Source organism: Citrobacter sp. BDA59-3 (assembly GCF_015167655.1).
In the GTDB taxonomy this organism is placed as follows: domain Bacteria; phylum Pseudomonadota; class Gammaproteobacteria; order Enterobacterales; family Enterobacteriaceae; genus Phytobacter; species Phytobacter diazotrophicus.
Genome location: NZ_CP063427.1, coordinates 4,852,667 through 4,867,319, shown reverse-complemented (window position 1 = coordinate 4,867,319; position 14,653 = coordinate 4,852,667). Strand labels below are relative to the sequence as shown.

At 53.6% G+C, this 14,653-nt stretch carries 17 protein-coding genes; 14 read left to right on the top strand and 3 right to left on the bottom strand.

What is annotated here, in order from left to right; all coding sequences use genetic code 11:
* Together IP582_RS22995 and mdcH are read left to right on the top strand one after the other, a co-directional pair.
* Positions 1 to 615, top strand: a complete 615-nt coding sequence (locus IP582_RS22995; protein WP_193794515.1) for a malonate decarboxylase holo-ACP synthase — start codon at positions 1 to 3, stop codon at positions 613 to 615.
* On the top strand, positions 616 to 1,518 hold the full coding sequence (gene mdcH, locus IP582_RS22990) for a malonate decarboxylase subunit epsilon (RefSeq protein ID WP_041851425.1): 903 nt from the start codon (positions 616 to 618) through the stop codon (positions 1,516 to 1,518). It abuts the gene before it with no gap.
* Positions 1,519 to 1,530: 12 nt separating this feature from the next.
* Here the strand turns inward: mdcH and IP582_RS22985 are convergent, their stop codons facing one another.
* Entirely contained in the window at positions 1,531 to 2,463 is a 933-nt protein-coding gene (locus tag IP582_RS22985; protein WP_193794514.1) for a LysR family transcriptional regulator, read from the bottom strand.
* A gap of 18 nt (positions 2,464 to 2,481) precedes the next feature.
* Positions 2,482 to 4,386: an ABC transporter ATP-binding protein gene (locus IP582_RS22980; protein ID WP_041851427.1), complete on the bottom strand. Its 1,905-nt coding sequence runs from the start codon at positions 4,384 to 4,386 to the stop codon at positions 2,482 to 2,484.
* A gap of 170 nt (positions 4,387 to 4,556) precedes the next feature.
* Between IP582_RS22980 and kefG the strand changes: the two genes are divergently transcribed.
* From kefG to slyD, 4 genes are all read left to right on the top strand, one after another.
* Positions 4,557 to 5,111 carry a glutathione-regulated potassium-efflux system ancillary protein KefG gene (kefG, locus tag IP582_RS22975; RefSeq protein ID WP_072039772.1) on the top strand — a complete coding sequence of 185 codons (555 nt, stop codon included), beginning with the start codon at positions 4,557 to 4,559 and terminating at the stop codon, positions 5,109 to 5,111.
* Positions 5,111 to 6,916, top strand: a complete 1,806-nt coding sequence (gene kefB / locus IP582_RS22970) for a glutathione-regulated potassium-efflux system protein KefB (RefSeq protein WP_041851429.1) — start codon at positions 5,111 to 5,113, stop codon at positions 6,914 to 6,916. The genes kefG and kefB overlap by 1 nt, the downstream gene beginning before the upstream one ends.
* A gap of 10 nt (positions 6,917 to 6,926) precedes the next feature.
* Positions 6,927 to 7,127: a YheV family putative zinc ribbon protein gene (locus tag IP582_RS22965; protein ID WP_041851430.1), complete on the top strand. Its 201-nt coding sequence runs from the start codon at positions 6,927 to 6,929 to the stop codon at positions 7,125 to 7,127.
* Positions 7,128 to 7,221: 94 nt separating this feature from the next.
* Positions 7,222 to 7,815 carry a peptidylprolyl isomerase gene (gene slyD, locus IP582_RS22960; protein WP_041851431.1) on the top strand — a complete coding sequence of 198 codons (594 nt, stop codon included), beginning with the start codon at positions 7,222 to 7,224 and terminating at the stop codon, positions 7,813 to 7,815.
* Between the two features lie 159 nt (positions 7,816 to 7,974).
* Here slyD and IP582_RS22955 read toward each other — a convergent pair whose 3' ends face one another.
* Positions 7,975 to 8,193 (bottom strand): protein SlyX, encoded by a 219-nt coding sequence (locus IP582_RS22955; protein ID WP_041851432.1) that lies wholly within the window; start codon positions 8,191 to 8,193, stop codon positions 7,975 to 7,977.
* A 234-nt stretch (positions 8,194 to 8,427) separates the two neighbouring features.
* Between IP582_RS22955 and fkpA the strand changes: the two genes are divergently transcribed.
* The 8 genes from fkpA (at position 8,428) to fusA (ending at position 14,598) form a co-directional block, all read left to right on the top strand.
* Positions 8,428 to 9,285, top strand: coding sequence for an FKBP-type peptidyl-prolyl cis-trans isomerase (gene fkpA / locus IP582_RS22950; protein ID WP_041851433.1), 858 nt, complete (start codon positions 8,428 to 8,430; stop codon positions 9,283 to 9,285).
* Positions 9,286 to 9,567: 282 nt separating this feature from the next.
* Entirely contained in the window at positions 9,568 to 10,290 is a 723-nt protein-coding gene (locus IP582_RS22945) for a transcriptional regulator (protein ID WP_041851434.1), read from the top strand.
* Positions 10,290 to 10,676 carry a sulfurtransferase complex subunit TusD gene (gene tusD / locus IP582_RS22940; RefSeq protein ID WP_041851435.1) on the top strand — a complete coding sequence of 129 codons (387 nt, stop codon included), beginning with the start codon at positions 10,290 to 10,292 and terminating at the stop codon, positions 10,674 to 10,676. The genes IP582_RS22945 and tusD overlap by 1 nt, the downstream gene beginning before the upstream one ends.
* On the top strand, positions 10,676 to 11,035 hold the full coding sequence (tusC, locus tag IP582_RS22935) for a sulfurtransferase complex subunit TusC (protein ID WP_071194924.1): 360 nt from the start codon (positions 10,676 to 10,678) through the stop codon (positions 11,033 to 11,035). The genes tusD and tusC overlap by 1 nt, the downstream gene beginning before the upstream one ends.
* A gap of 7 nt (positions 11,036 to 11,042) precedes the next feature.
* Positions 11,043 to 11,330 (top strand): sulfurtransferase complex subunit TusB, encoded by a 288-nt coding sequence (tusB, locus tag IP582_RS22930; RefSeq protein ID WP_193794513.1) that lies wholly within the window; start codon positions 11,043 to 11,045, stop codon positions 11,328 to 11,330.
* A gap of 124 nt (positions 11,331 to 11,454) precedes the next feature.
* Positions 11,455 to 11,829 (top strand): 30S ribosomal protein S12, encoded by a 375-nt coding sequence (gene rpsL / locus IP582_RS22925; protein WP_000246815.1) that lies wholly within the window; start codon positions 11,455 to 11,457, stop codon positions 11,827 to 11,829.
* A 95-nt stretch (positions 11,830 to 11,924) separates the two neighbouring features.
* Complete coding sequence (gene rpsG / locus IP582_RS22920; RefSeq protein ID WP_035894363.1) at positions 11,925 to 12,395, top strand: 30S ribosomal protein S7; 471 nt, start codon at positions 11,925 to 11,927, stop codon at positions 12,393 to 12,395.
* Between the two features lie 88 nt (positions 12,396 to 12,483).
* A complete protein-coding gene (gene fusA, locus IP582_RS22915; protein WP_193794512.1) occupies positions 12,484 to 14,598 on the top strand; it encodes an elongation factor G in 2,115 nt (704 codons plus the stop codon).
* Positions 14,599 to 14,653 lie beyond the last annotated feature (55 nt).

Here is a 14,653-nt window from a genome sequence, read left to right as displayed (position 1 = left end):
ATGAAAACATTACGACCGCACGATCTTGTCTGGCTGGCTGAGCGTAGCGCCCTGGAAGGCGTTACCGAAGCCTGGGTTGAAGAGATATGGCACCCCGGTTTGCCGGTGGTGGTGCGGCGTGATGTGAATCCTAATGGACGCGTACCTGTCGGGATACGCGGCCTTAAACGTGAGCAACGCGCAGCGGCCTGGGTTGCCCCGGAGCACGTTGTCCGCGTTGTCTCTCCGGAAGAACTCGTTGATACGCAGACGCTGGTCCGTTCGCCGTTTATCACTCAACCGCCCGTGCAGGTCGCGTTCCAGTTGGCTCAACAGCGCTGGCCGTGGGTCTGGGGAATTACGGGCAGTAGCGGTTATAGCCTGGCAACCGGGATCCCGGTTTTGCATGCGGCCAGCGACCTTGACCTGATGATCCGTGCGCCGCAACCGCTGGCACGCGAGGCGTTACTTCGCTGGCAGCAGCAGATTTCAGGCGCCTTATGCCGTGTTGATACGCAGGTCAATGTTCCGCAGGGCGGCTTTGCGCTGACGGAGTGGCTGCGTGATGGCTGGGTGCTTCTGAAAACGAATCGCGGGCCGCAGTTGGTCAGCGATCCCTGGTTTGAGGGAAATTAAATGAAAATTCTGTTCACCTTTCCCGGGCAGGGAACGCAGCATCCGGGGATGTTGCGCGCGCTTCCGGGAACGGAACTGGCGCAGGCACGTGAGGTGCTGGGCGCAGAAATCGATACGCTGGATACTGCAGAAGCCTTACAGCATACGCGCGCCGTTCAGCTTTGTTTGTTGATAGCCGGGGTTGCCTGGGCGCGTGAACTTATGCGCCGGGACGTTTCGCCCGATATTGTCAGCGGCCTTTCGATTGGCGCCTATCCGGCCGCGGTCATCGCCGGAGCACTGGACTACGCAGACGCTCTGCGGCTTGTGGCATTACGCGGTGATCTAATGGAGCAGGCCTGGCCCCACGGTTATGGTCTGACGGCGATCATGGGCCTGACGCTACCGCAGGTGGAAGCACTGGTGGAAGGGAGCGGGGCGTATATTGCCAATCTGAATGCCGAGACCCAGATTGTGATTGCCGGTAGCGACGCAGCAATGGCGAGTGTGGGGCAAAAAGCGCTCGCCAAAGGCGCAAATAAAGTCCGACGTCTTGATGTCAGCGTACCGTCACACTGTGCGCTGCTGGCTGAGCCGGCCCAAAAACTGGCGGAGGCGTTTCGCAAGGTGACACTTGCTCGCCCGAGCTGTGCTTACCTTAGCGGTAGCACCGGGCGCGTATTGTGGCAGGCTGATAAAATTGCCGACGATCTGGCGATGAACATGGCGCGCACCGTGCGCTGGCAGGAGGCGATGATTGCGGCAAACGAACGTGAAGCCCGGCTGGCGATTGAGATGCCGCCCGGCGGCATATTGACCTGCTTAACCCGTCAGGCCGCATGGACGGGAGAGACGATTTCATTAGATCGCAGCGGCGTGTCGGTCGCGGAACACCTCGCAAAACGACTCAGATCGCAGGAATAAGCCGTGTTCGGTTCAGACGTTGTCCTGCCGGTTTCTGGCGTACATACGGCCTTCCGCCGCCAGCGCCAGTAAGTTCGGGTCATGCTCGCGGTTGCGGGCAAAGACAATGGCTATCTGCTGCTGCATCTGGTAGGGCTGTGCGAGTTTGAGTAGCTGCACGGAATTCTCATACACCTTCTTCATCCGCCCCGGCATCAACGTGAAGCCCACGCCCGCCTGCACCAGGCTCAGCATAGAAAAGATATCATTCACCCGCGTCACAATCTCTGGCTCAAACCCGGCGATATGGAAGGCTTCCTGAAACCCGGCGTAGGTGGCAAACCCTTCGGCAAGAGCGACGAATTTTTGCTGGCGATAGTCGCGTAAATCGGCTGGAGCGGAGGTATTCAGTTTCGCGGCCGCCGGTGCAGCCAGAAAGATTTCATCGTGGAAGAGCGGCAGCATTTCGAGGTTGGCTGAATCCAGTTCCGATTCAGAAATGGAGATCAGTATCGCGTCCAGCGATCCTTCCTCCAGTTTATGCAACAGGGTCTCGTTCGACCCCATCGTCAAATCCATCTCAAGTTCCGGGCGGCGCAGCTTCATCCCCATGATCAACTGGGGGACGGTTTCCAGCGTGAGTGAATAGAGGGTGCCGACGCGCAAACGATTCTGGCCGATACCCGCCATCTTGCGAGCTTCTGCCAGACCGCGCTCCATGATTTGCGTGGCCTCCTGGCAATACTCCAGTAATGTCCAGGCCGCCGGAAGGGGCAATAAGTTACGCCCTTTGTGGACAAACAGCGGGCAGCGTACGTTCTCCTCCAGCGTATGCAGCGCGCGATGCACGCTCACACCGCTAAGGTTCAGCGCCTCGGCGGCTCGGGCGATATTGCCTTTCTCCATGAAGGCCATAAAAATGGCCAGCTTGCGAAAGGTGAGATCACTGGTGATGTCGGGGTTCATCTCAGCCTGCCTGCGTGATTAATCAGTTTGCAGCATGGCCTCGAGCTGCTCGTGCGCCTCCAGCCACGCCATTTCGCACTCTTCAAGACCCGCTTTTGCCTTCGCCTGTTGCTGCAGACACTCGGTAAGTTCTGCTTTACGGCTTTGGTCATACAGGCCGCTGTCTCCGAGCTTCTCTTCCGCCTGCGCTAGCTGGGCATTGAGTTTTTCCATCTCTTTTTCGAGGCGGGTGATCTCTTTGCGCAGTGGTTGCGTTTGGGTTCGCAATTCGGCTTCACGGCGTTTCTGGTCTTTGCGGGCCTGCGCACTGTTGGCATTGTCTTTCGGTGCGTCGGTCGGCTGGCTTTCCTGTTTCTGAATGTCGCTCAGCCACTGCTGATAATCTTCCAGATCGCCATCGAACGGTTCGACTTTCCCGTCGTGTACCAGGTATAAATCGTCCGTGGTTGAGCGCAGCAGATGACGGTCATGCGACACCACCACCAACGCGCCTTCAAATTCGATTAACGCTTCGGTCAGCGCCTGACGCATGTCGAGATCAAGGTGGTTGGTGGGTTCATCGAGCAGCAACAGGTTCGGGCGCTGCCAGACGATCAGCGCCAGTACCAGGCGTGCTTTCTCGCCTCCGGAGAAGCGGCGAGTCTCTTCGCTGACTTTGTCGCCCTGGAAACCAAAACCGCCGAGATAATCACGCAGCTTTTGCTCCAGCTCCTGCGGTGCCATACGCGCCAGATGCTGTAACGGCGACTCGTCGGCACGCAAGAACTCCAGTTGATGCTGGGCGAAATAGCCAAGCTTGATGCCCTTCGCCAGACCGATGTCGCCGCTAAACGGCGTTAGTTCACCGGCCAGCAGTTTAATAAGCGTCGATTTACCCGCACCGTTGCGACCCAGCAACCCGATACGCGATCCTGGCACCAGGTTGAGCTTAATAGAGTCGAGGATGACGCGGTCGCCATAGCCAGCGCTGATTTTTTCCATTTTCAGCAGCGGATTGGGCAGGCTTTCTGGCGCACGGAAGCTAAAGTGGAACGGGTTATCCACGTGAGCCGGGGCGATAAGCTCCATACGCTCAAGCATTTTGATGCGGCTTTGCGCCTGCTTCGCTTTGCTGGCTTTGGCCTTGAAGCGATCGATGAAACTTTGCAGATGCGCCACGCGCTCCTGCTGGCTTTCGTACATTGCCTGCTGCTGCGCCAGACGGGTTGCGCGCTGACGCTCGAAGGAGCTGTAGTTGCCGGTGTATTCGAACATGGTTTGCTGTTCGATATGAATAATTTTATCGACCACCGGATCGAGAAAGTCACGATCGTGGGAGATAAGAATCAGAGTGCCCTGATAGCTCTTTAGCCACTTTTCCAGCCAGATTACCGCATCGAGATCGAGGTGGTTGGTCGGTTCATCGAGCAGCAGCAGGTCGGAGCGGCAAATCAGCGCCTGCGCGAGGTTAAGACGCATACGCCAGCCGCCTGAGAAATCGCTGACCGGACGTTCGAGCTGCTCGTTAGAAAAACCCAGACCGTGTAGCAAACTGGAGGCGCGCGAACGGATAGTCCAGGCATCGATAGCGTCGAGCTTGCCGTGGACGGTGGCGATGGCGTGTCCGTCATTGCGTTCGTTGGCGGCGTTCAGCTCTGCTTCGAGCCGACGGTATTCGCGATCGCCATCAATCACATAGTCGAGTGCGGGCATCGGCAGGGCAGGGGTTTCCTGATTCACCCACGCCAGTTGCCAGTTATTGGGAAAGGTAAAACTACCGCCATCAGCGCTGAGCTCGTTTTTCAAAAGCGCCAGCAACGTAGATTTGCCGCAGCCGTTTTTGCCCACCAGGCCGACTTTCTGACCCGGGTTGATGGTAGCTGTGGCGTTATCCAGCAGGACACGCACGCCGCGACGAATTTGTAACGAGGAGAAAACAATCATAAGGCGCCGTATGTTCAGACTATGTTAATTTGTCATTATGATAATGTAAGTAGTGAGCGGTTTCGCCTCACCAGGCCCGCAATGGTAGCCCAAAACAAAGAATTTAGACAAAATCATTCTGGCCGCTGAATGCGGTAATAAAAAAGACAGGTTTTACGCCCGGGAGGGGGATGATGTCCCAGACAGCGAAAGTACTGCTGCTGTATGCCCATCCGGAATCACAGGACTCGGTGGCAAATCGAGTTTTGCTCAAGCCGGCAAAGCAACTGCACAATGTCACCGTGCATGACCTCTATGCACACTATCCAGACTTTTTTATTGATATTCCCCGGGAGCAGGCGCTGCTGCGCGAGCATGAGGTTATTGTTTTCCAACATCCGCTTTATACCTACAGTTGCCCGGCGTTGCTAAAAGAGTGGTTTGATCGCGTGCTTACGCGCGAATTCGCCAGCGGCCCGGGAGGGAGTCAGCTCGCGGGAAAGTACTGGCGTAGTGTCATCACCACCGGTGAGCCGGAGGCGGCCTATCGCCATGACGGGCTCAACCGTTATCCCATAAGCGATATTCTGCGCCCTTTTGAGTTAACGGCGGCCATGTGCCGCATGCACTGGATGAATCCCATCATTATTTACTGGGCGCGCAGGCAGCCGCCAGAGGCGCTGGCAAACCATGCGAAAGCCTACGGCGACTGGCTGGCCTCGCCAATCATGACGGGAGGCCTGTAATGGAGGGTTCGGATTTATTGCTGGCTGGCGTCCTGTTTCTTTTCGCTGCGGTGGTGGCGGTTCCGCTTGCTGCCAGGTTAGGAATTGGCGCGGTGCTCGGTTACTTGCTGGCGGGGATTGCCATTGGCCCCTGGGGGCTCGGTTTCATCAGCGATGTCGATGAGATCCTGCACTTTTCGGAACTTGGTGTCGTCTTCCTGATGTTCATCATTGGACTGGAGTTAAATCCGTCAAAACTTTGGGCGCTGCGTCGCTCTATCTTTGGCGTAGGCGCTGCGCAGGTGCTGATGAGCGCGGCCGTGCTGGCCGGATTACTGATGCTGACACAATTCTCCTGGCAGGCGGCGGTGATTGGCGGGATTGGTCTGGCGATGTCCTCTACCGCGATGGCGCTCCAGTTGATGCGTGAAAAAGGGATGAACCGTAGCGAATCCGGCCAGCTTGGCTTTTCGGTGCTCCTGTTTCAGGACTTAGCGGTGATCCCGGCTCTGGCGCTGGTACCGCTGTTGGCGGGTAACGGTGATGACCATCCTGACTGGGTAAAAATAGGCATCAAGGTGCTGGTGTTTGCGGGTGTACTGGTTGGCGGGCGCTATCTGTTGCGCCCGGTGTTTCGCTTTATTGCCGCATCCGGCGTGCGGGAAGTTTTTACAGCCGCTACATTGTTACTGGTCCTCGGATCGGCGCTGTTTATGGATGCGCTGGGGCTGTCGATGGCGCTGGGCACCTTCATTGCGGGTGTGCTGCTGGCGGAAAGTGAATACCGTCATGAGCTGGAAATAGCCATCGATCCGTTTAAAGGACTGCTGTTAGGGTTGTTCTTTATTTCCGTCGGCATGGCGCTCAACCTTGGCGTGCTCTATACCCATCTGCTTTGGGTACTGGCGAGTGTTGCCGTGCTGGTGGCGGTGAAGACGGGAGTGCTCTATTCCCTGGCGCGTATCTATGGTCTACGCAGTTCCGAGCGAATGCAGTTTGCCGGGGTGCTGAGCCAGGGGGGAGAATTTGCTTTTGTGCTTTTTTCCTCGGCATCCTCGCAACGCCTGTTCCACAATGATCAAATGGCGCTGCTGCTGGTGACGGTCACCTTATCCATGATGACCACGCCAGCGCTGATGAAGCTCATCGATAAATTGCTGTCCCGACGCTTTAACCAGCCAGAAGATGAAGACGAAATGCCGTGGGTGGACGACGATAAACCGCAGGTGATTGTGGTGGGATTCGGGCGTTTCGGTCAGGTGATTGGTCGTCTGCTGATGGCCAATAAAATGCGCATAACGGTACTGGAGCGGGATATCAGCGCCGTTAACCTGATGCGTAAATATGGCTATAAAGTGTATTACGGTGACGCCACGCAGCTTGAATTGTTGCGTTCTGCGGGGGCGGAAGAGGCCCAGTCCATCGTCATCACCTGTAACGATCCGGAAGATACGATGAAGCTGGTGGAACTGTGTCAGCAACATTTCCCGCAGCTTAAGATCATGGCGCGTGCGCGGGGCCGTGTGGAAGCACATGAGCTCTTGCAGGTGGGCGTGACACAATTTTCCCGTGAGACGTTTTCCAGTGCGCTTGAATTAGGCCGTAAGACGCTTATCTCGGTGGGGATGCACCCGCATCAGGCCCACCGTGCTCAGTTGCACTTTAAGCGTCTCGATATGCGTATGCTGCGGGAGCTGATGCCAGTGCATACCGATACAATGCAAATTTCCCGTGTGCGGGAAGCGAGACGAGAGCTGGAAGAGATTTTTCAGCGTGAAATGCAGCAAGAGCGTCGCCAACTGGATGGCTGGGACGAGTTTGAATAAGGGGGAACCCATGGCAGTACGTAAACGTTTTATTGCCGGGGCCGTATGCCCGTCCTGCCAGGCGCAGGATTCGATGGCAATGTGGCGCGAGAATAATGTCGATATAGTTGAATGCGTTAAGTGCGGTCACCAGATGCGTGAGGCGGATAAAGAAGCCCGTGAACATGTCCGCAAAGATGAGCAAGTTATTGGGATCTTTCATCCGGACTAGCGATATACCCAGAGTTTTTTTAAGCTAAAGGGTACACAGGGGCGGATTTCCGTTACAATCTGCGCCAGCAATTTTCCCACGCTCAGGAGATATCATGAAAGTAGCAAAAGACCTGGTGGTCAGCCTGGCCTATCAGGTACGTACAGAAGACGGTGTATTGGTTGATGAGTCTCCGGTGAGTGCGCCGCTGGACTACCTGCATGGTCATGGTTCCCTGATCTCTGGCCTGGAAACAGCGCTGGAAGGTCACGACGTCGGCGACAAATTTGATGTTGCTGTAGGCGCGAACGACGCTTACGGTCAATACGACGAAAATCTGGTTCAGCGCGTTCCTAAAGACGTCTTCATGGGCGTTGACGAGCTGCAGGTTGGCATGCGTTTCCTGGCTGAAACAGATCAGGGCCCGGTACCGGTAGAAATTACCGAAGTGGAAGACGACCACGTGGTGGTTGACGGTAACCACATGCTGGCTGGCCAGAACCTGAAATTCAACGTTGAAGTTGTTGCTATTCGCGAAGCAACCGAAGAAGAACTGGCTCATGGTCACGTTCACGGTGCTCACGGTCATGATCACGATCACGACCATGGTCACGACGGTTGCTGCGGCGGCCACGGCCACGATCATGACCACGGTCATGAGCATGGCAAAGGTGGTTGCGGCGGTAATGGCGGTTGCGGCTGCCACTAATACCCGTCGTCTTTCCAGCCACAGCGGCATGGGCTACGCTTGCGAACCCCGGTCACAGAGTGATCTATGCTCCGGGGAGTCCAGTAGCTTTATGTGTCGCGGTGACCAGGTAAATGTTCGGGCACAAAAAAAGCGGGAGATTCCCGCTTTTTTTACGTCTCAATAATGGGGCGGAGGCGTCTCTTCGGACTGTGAAGCGATGTGTGAGGGCTGGCTGGCTTTGAGTTTTTCTGCCATTAAGCGCATATGTTCGCGCAGCTTCGTCATTTCCAGTTCATGGGCAATGACCGTCTGGTTGAGCTCTTCAATGGTCATCTCCTGGAAGGCCAGTTTGCTTTCCAGTTCTGCCAGCCGCGCTTCCATTGTTAAATCGTTCATGGTGTACCTCGTATCAATGTTCTGCACGGTTATCGCCAGGATGACGGATTTTACTGAACTTTCACCCCGTCTGCAGCATCCGACTGGCGACGCGAAACTAATTTAAACAAAAATAGTCTGAAAACAGGCGATTTCAGGGGGAGACCTTATGTTGATTTCGCCCACAACGTTTTATAGTACGTTTCTCATTTACGTTTAACCCTGGGGTGAGATGCCCCGGCCCTGGAGATATGGATGAAATCACTGTTTAAAGTCACGCTGCTGGCGACCACGATGGCCGTTGCACTGAATGCGCCGCTGACCTTCGCTGCTGAAACCGCAACGAAAGATGCAACTGCAGCAGCAGCTGACAGCAAAGCGGCATTTAAAAATGACGACCAGAAATCCGCGTATGCGCTGGGTGCGTCACTGGGCCGCTACATGGAAAACTCCCTGAAAGAGCAAGAAAAACTGGGCATCAAACTGGACAAAGATCAGCTGATCGCAGGTGTTCAGGATGCGTTTGCTGATAAGAGTAAACTGACCGACCAGGAGATCGAACAGACTCTGCAGGCGTTTGAAACCCGCGTGAAGACAGCCGCGCAGGAAAAAATGGAAAAAGACGCTCTGGAAAACGAAACCAAGGGCAAAGCTTTCCGTGATGCGTTCGCTAAAGAGAAAGGCGTTAAAACCTCTTCTACTGGCCTGCTCTATCAGGTAGAGAAAGAAGGTACGGGTGATGCGCCGAAAGACAGCGATACCGTAGTCGTTAACTACAAAGGTACGCTGATTGACGGTAAAGAGTTCGACAACTCTTATACCCGTGGCGAGCCGCTCTCTTTCCGTCTTGATGGTGTTATCCCTGGCTGGACCGAAGGGCTGAAAAACATCAAGAAAGGCGGCAAAATCAAACTCGTGATTCCGCCAGAACTGGCTTACGGTAAAAACGGCGTTCCGGGTATTCCGGCTAACTCTACGCTGGTCTTTAACGTAGAACTGCTGGATATCAAACCAGCACCGAAAGCAGACGCATCTGCCGCGCCAGATGCAGCAGCTGCGCCTGATGCGCCAGCCGCTACGGGCGATAAGCCCGCGGACGCAAGCAAAAAATAATGATGTAAACGCCGCCGCCTTTTGAGCGGCGGTTTTTTTATTGCAGCACAGAGATACATATCATTCATACTGCTTCGGGGCGGGAATACCAGTATTTCTCACGCATACTCAAATCTGTGACCAGACAGCGCTGATGCCGCCAACAAAGAAGCAGCTTGAAGCATAAAATGTATATAATTCTGGAAAGCGTCACCCACGCTGTATTAATTTAATCCTCTGTGTAAATGTCGAGCCTGCCCTGAAAACATAACGACAGGCTCCTGAAAAGGAGTGCTTTTTTTCATGTCCAGGTCGCTTTTAACCAACGAAACCAGTGAACTTGATTTACTGGATCAACGTCCTTTCGATCAAACAGACTTCGATATTCTTAAGTCATACGAAGCCGTTGTGGACGGGTTAGCGATGCTCATTGGTTCTCACTGCGAAATTGTTTTGCACTCCCTGCAGGATCTGAAATGTTCCGCCATTCGTATCGCTAACGGCGAGCACACCGGGCGTAAAATCGGTTCGCCGATTACTGACCTTGCATTGCGTATGCTGCATGATATGACCGGTGCGGACAGTAGCGTGTCCAAGTGCTACTTCACGCGCGCGAAAAGCGGCGTTTTAATGAAATCGGTGACTATTGCTATTCGTAATCGCGATCATCGGGTCATTGGTCTGTTGTGCATCAACATGAACCTTGACGTGCCGTTCTCGCAAATCATGAACACCTTTATCCCGCCAGAAACACCGGATGCAGGTTCGTCTGTCAACTTTGCCTCTTCGGTAGAGGATCTGGTAACTCAGACCCTTGAGTTCACGATTGAAGAAGTGAATGCCGATCGTAACGTTTCCAATAACGCCAAAAATCGCCAAATCGTTCTGAACCTCTATGAAAAAGGTATCTTCGATATCAAAGATGCCATCAACCAGGTGGCGGATCGTTTGAATATCTCCAAGCACACCGTTTATCTGTATATCCGTCAGTTCAAAAGCGGTGACTTCTCCGGGCAGGATCGGTAATGCGTTTTGCCTTAATGGTCACAGGCCCGGCTTATGGTTCCCAGCAGGCGAGCAGTGCCTGGCAGTTTGCCTGCGCGCTGCTGGCCAGTGGGCATGAGCTGGATTGTGTCTTTTTCTACCAGGACGGGGTCAGCAATGCGAACGTGTTGACCTCTCCCGCCTCGGACGAGTTTGATCTCGTTCGCGCATGGCAACGTCTGCATGAGCAGCATCAGGTTGCATTGCATATCTGCGTTGCGGCGGCGCTGCGTCGGGGCGTTGTTGATGAAAACGAGGCCAGTCAACAGGGCTTGCCTTGCGCTAATCTCCAGCCGGGGTTCACGCTCTCGGGCCTGGGGGCGCTGGCCGAAGCGGCATTAACGTGCGATCGTGTGGTGCAATTTTAATGAAACGTATCGCTTTTATCTTTAGCTCTGCGCCGCATGGATCTGCTGCCGGACGTGAAGGCCTTGATGCATTAATGGCCGCGTCCGCTTTTACCGATGATATCGGCGTGTTTTTTATTGGTGACGGTGTCTTCCAGTTGCTGGTGAATCAACAGCCGAACGCTATCCTGGCACGAGATTACATCGCGACCTTTAAAGTTCTTCCTCTTTATGACATCGAAACCTGTTGGGTTTGTCAGGCATCGCTTCGCGAGCGTGGCCTGAGTGATGCGACGCAATTTGTGTTACCAGCGCAACTGCTGGAACCGGATGCGCTTCGCGATCAATTAGATGGGTACGATGTTGTCATGACGTTTTGAGGCATTTATGTTGCACACTTTGACTCATTCTCCCTGGCAATGTGATATGGCAACGTTACTGCGAACCTTACGCAGTGGGGACGATCTTTTATTGCTTTCCGATGGTGTGATTGCGGCTCTGGAAGGCGGGCAGTACCTTGAGTTGCTGCTAAATGCCCCCATAACGGTGCATGCGCTGAATGAAGACATTGATGCGCGGGGTCTGTCTGGTCAAATTTCGAGCAGTGTCGTCAGGGTTGGCTATAATGATTTCGTTAGCCTGGCGGTAAAACACGAGACTCAGATGCGTTGGTGATACGGGATCGTTGTATATTTCTTGACACCTTTTCAGCACAGCCATAAAATTCTGCGTCCTCATATTATATGAGGTCGATTTATTACGTGTTTACGAAGCAAAAGCTAAAACCAGGAGCTATTTAATGGCAACAGTTAACCAGCTGGTACGCAAACCACGTGCACGCAAAGTTGCGAAAAGCAACGTGCCTGCGCTGGAAGCATGCCCGCAAAAACGTGGCGTATGTACTCGTGTATATACTACCACTCCTAAAAAACCGAACTCCGCACTGCGTAAAGTATGTCGTGTTCGTCTGACTAACGGTTTTGAAGTGACTTCCTACATCGGTGGTGAAGGTCACAACCTGCAGGAGCACTCCGTGATCCTGATCCGTGGCGGTCGTGTAAAAGACCTCCCGGGTGTTCGTTACCACACTGTTCGTGGTGCGCTTGACTGCTCCGGTGTTAAAGACCGTAAGCAAGCACGCTCCAAGTATGGCGTGAAACGTCCTAAGGCTTAATGGTTCTCCGTTAAGTAAGGCCAAACGTTTTAAATTAATGTCAAACTAAACTCTTTGAGTTTTGGACAATCCTGAATTAACAACGGAGTATTTCCATGCCACGTCGTCGCGTCATTGGTCAGCGTAAAATTCTGCCGGATCCGAAGTTCGGATCAGAACTGCTGGCTAAATTTGTAAATATCCTGATGGTAGATGGTAAAAAATCTACTGCCGAATCTATCGTATACAGCGCGCTTGAGACCCTGGCTCAGCGTTCTGGTAAAAACGAACTGGAAGCATTCGAAGTCGCTCTCGAAAACGTGCGCCCGACTGTAGAAGTTAAGTCTCGCCGCGTTGGTGGTTCTACTTATCAGGTTCCAGTTGAAGTCCGTCCGGTTCGTCGCAATGCTCTGGCAATGCGTTGGATCGTTGAAGCTGCTCGTAAACGCGGTGATAAATCCATGGCTCTGCGCCTGGCGAACGAACTTTCTGATGCTGCAGACAACAAAGGTACTGCAGTTAAGAAACGTGAAGACGTTCACCGTATGGCAGAAGCCAACAAGGCGTTCGCACACTACCGTTGGTAATCCCTTCGGTTTAGTCACCAGGCGGGCGCTTCGGTGCCCGCTCTGGCTCACTTAATCTGAACGTCTAAAGCAATAAACGAGGAATCAAATGGCTCGTACAACACCCATCGCACGCTACCGTAACATCGGTATCAGTGCGCACATCGACGCCGGTAAAACCACGACTACCGAACGTATTTTGTTCTACACCGGTGTAAACCACAAAATCGGTGAAGTTCACGACGGCGCCGCTACCATGGACTGGATGGAGCAGGAGCAGGAACGTGGTATCACCATCACTTCCGCTGCAACTACTGCATTCTGGTCTGGTATGGCCAAACAGTATGAACCGCATCGCGTAAACATCATCGACACCCCGGGGCACGTTGACTTCACCATCGAAGTAGAACGTTCCATGCGTGTTCTTGATGGCGCGGTAATGGTTTACTGCGCAGTTGGTGGTGTTCAGCCGCAGTCTGAAACCGTATGGCGTCAGGCAAACAAATATAAAGTTCCGCGTATCGCGTTCGTTAACAAAATGGACCGTATGGGCGCGAACTTCCTGAAAGTTGTTGGTCAGATCAAAACCCGTCTGGGCGCGAACCCTGTTCCGCTGCAGCTGGCGATTGGTGCTGAAGAAGGTTTCACCGGTGTTGTTGACCTGGTGAAAATGAAAGCCATCAACTGGAACGATGAAGACCAGGGCGTTACCTTCGTTTACGAAGATATCCCGGCTGACATGCAGGACCTGGCTGACGAATGGCACCAGAACCTGATCGAGTCCGCAGCTGAAGCGTCTGAAGAGCTGATGGAAAAATACCTGGGCGGCGAAGAGCTGACCGAGGAAGAGATCAAGAAAGCGCTGCGTCAGCGTGTTCTGAACAACGAAATCATCCTGGTAACCTGTGGTTCTGCATTTAAGAACAAAGGTGTTCAGGCGATGCTGGATGCGGTAATTGATTACCTGCCTGCACCGACTGACGTACCGGCAATCAACGGTATTCTGGACGACGGTAAAGATACCCCGGCTGAACGTCACGCAAGTGATGACGAGCCGTTCTCTGCGCTGGCATTCAAAATCGCTACCGACCCGTTCGTAGGTAACCTGACGTTCTTCCGCGTGTACTCTGGCGTGGTTAACTCTGGTGATACCGTACTGAACTCCGTGAAAGCGGCTCGTGAACGTTTTGGTCGTATCGTGCAGATGCACGCGAACAAACGTGAAGAGATCAAAGAAGTTCGCGCGGGCGATATCGCTGCAGCTATCGGTCTGAAAGACGTGACCACCGGTGACACCCTGTGTAACCCGGATCACCCGATCATTCTGGAGCGTATGGAATTCCCGGAACCGGTAATCTCCATCGCAGTAGAACCGAAAACCAAAGCTGACCAGGAAAAAATGGGTCTGGCTCTGGGCCGTCTGGCTAAAGAAGACCCGTCTTTCCGTGTATGGACTGACGAAGAATCTAACCAGACCATCATCGCTGGTATGGGTGAACTGCACCTCGATATCATCGTTGACCGTATGAAACGTGAATTCAACGTTGAAGCTAACGTAGGTAAACCTCAGGTTGCTTACCGTGAAGCGATTCGTCAGAAAGTTACCGATGTTGAAGGTAAACACGCGAAACAGTCTGGTGGTCGTGGTCAGTATGGTCATGTCGTTATCGACATGTACCCGCTGGAGCCGGGCTCAAATCCGAAAGGTTACGAGTTCATCAACGACATTAAAGGTGGTGTAATTCCTGGCGAATACATCCCGGCCGTTGATAAAGGCATCCAGGAGCAGCTGAAATCTGGTCCGCTGGCTGGTTACCCGGTAGTTGACATGGGCGTGCGTCTGCACTTCGGTTCTTACCATGACGTTGACTCCTCTGAACTGGCGTTTAAACTGGCTGCGTCTATTGCCTTTAAAGAAGGCTTTAAGAAAGCAAAACCAGTTCTGCTTGAGCCGATCATGAAGGTTGAAGTAGAGACTCCGGAAGAGAACACTGGTGACGTTATTGGTGACTTGAGCCGTCGTCGCGGTATGCTGCGCGGTCAGGAATCCGAAGTGACTGGCGTTAAGATCCACGCTGAAGTACCGCTGTCTGAAATGTTCGGATACGCAACTCAGCTGCGTTCTCTGACCAAAGGTCGCGCATCGTACACTATGGAATTCCTGAAGTATGATGATGCCCCGAACAACGTTGCTCAGGCCGTAATCGAAGCCCGTGGTAAATAAGCCGCAGGGTTAAAACCAAAGTCCCGTGCTCTCTCCATAAGGGGGGAGCACTATA

Coding starts and splice junctions, on each gene's coding strand:
- IP582_RS22995 (WP_193794515.1), top strand. CDS start 1: ATGAAAACATTACGACCGCACGATCTTGTCTGGCTGGCTGAGCGTAGC.
- mdcH (WP_041851425.1), top strand. CDS start 616: ATGAAAATTCTGTTCACCTTTCCCGGGCAGGGAACGCAGCATCCGGGG.
- IP582_RS22985 (WP_193794514.1), bottom strand. CDS start 2,463: ATGAACCCCGACATCACCAGTGATCTCACCTTTCGCAAGCTGGCCATT.
- IP582_RS22980 (WP_041851427.1), bottom strand. CDS start 4,386: ATGATTGTTTTCTCCTCGTTACAAATTCGTCGCGGCGTGCGTGTCCTG.
- kefG (WP_072039772.1), top strand. CDS start 4,557: ATGATGTCCCAGACAGCGAAAGTACTGCTGCTGTATGCCCATCCGGAA.
- kefB (WP_041851429.1), top strand. CDS start 5,111: ATGGAGGGTTCGGATTTATTGCTGGCTGGCGTCCTGTTTCTTTTCGCT.
- IP582_RS22965 (WP_041851430.1), top strand. CDS start 6,927: ATGGCAGTACGTAAACGTTTTATTGCCGGGGCCGTATGCCCGTCCTGC.
- slyD (WP_041851431.1), top strand. CDS start 7,222: ATGAAAGTAGCAAAAGACCTGGTGGTCAGCCTGGCCTATCAGGTACGT.
- IP582_RS22955 (WP_041851432.1), bottom strand. CDS start 8,193: ATGAACGATTTAACAATGGAAGCGCGGCTGGCAGAACTGGAAAGCAAA.
- fkpA (WP_041851433.1), top strand. CDS start 8,428: ATGAAATCACTGTTTAAAGTCACGCTGCTGGCGACCACGATGGCCGTT.
- IP582_RS22945 (WP_041851434.1), top strand. CDS start 9,568: ATGTCCAGGTCGCTTTTAACCAACGAAACCAGTGAACTTGATTTACTG.
- tusD (WP_041851435.1), top strand. CDS start 10,290: ATGCGTTTTGCCTTAATGGTCACAGGCCCGGCTTATGGTTCCCAGCAG.
- tusC (WP_071194924.1), top strand. CDS start 10,676: ATGAAACGTATCGCTTTTATCTTTAGCTCTGCGCCGCATGGATCTGCT.
- tusB (WP_193794513.1), top strand. CDS start 11,043: ATGTTGCACACTTTGACTCATTCTCCCTGGCAATGTGATATGGCAACG.
- rpsL (WP_000246815.1), top strand. CDS start 11,455: ATGGCAACAGTTAACCAGCTGGTACGCAAACCACGTGCACGCAAAGTT.
- rpsG (WP_035894363.1), top strand. CDS start 11,925: ATGCCACGTCGTCGCGTCATTGGTCAGCGTAAAATTCTGCCGGATCCG.
- fusA (WP_193794512.1), top strand. CDS start 12,484: ATGGCTCGTACAACACCCATCGCACGCTACCGTAACATCGGTATCAGT.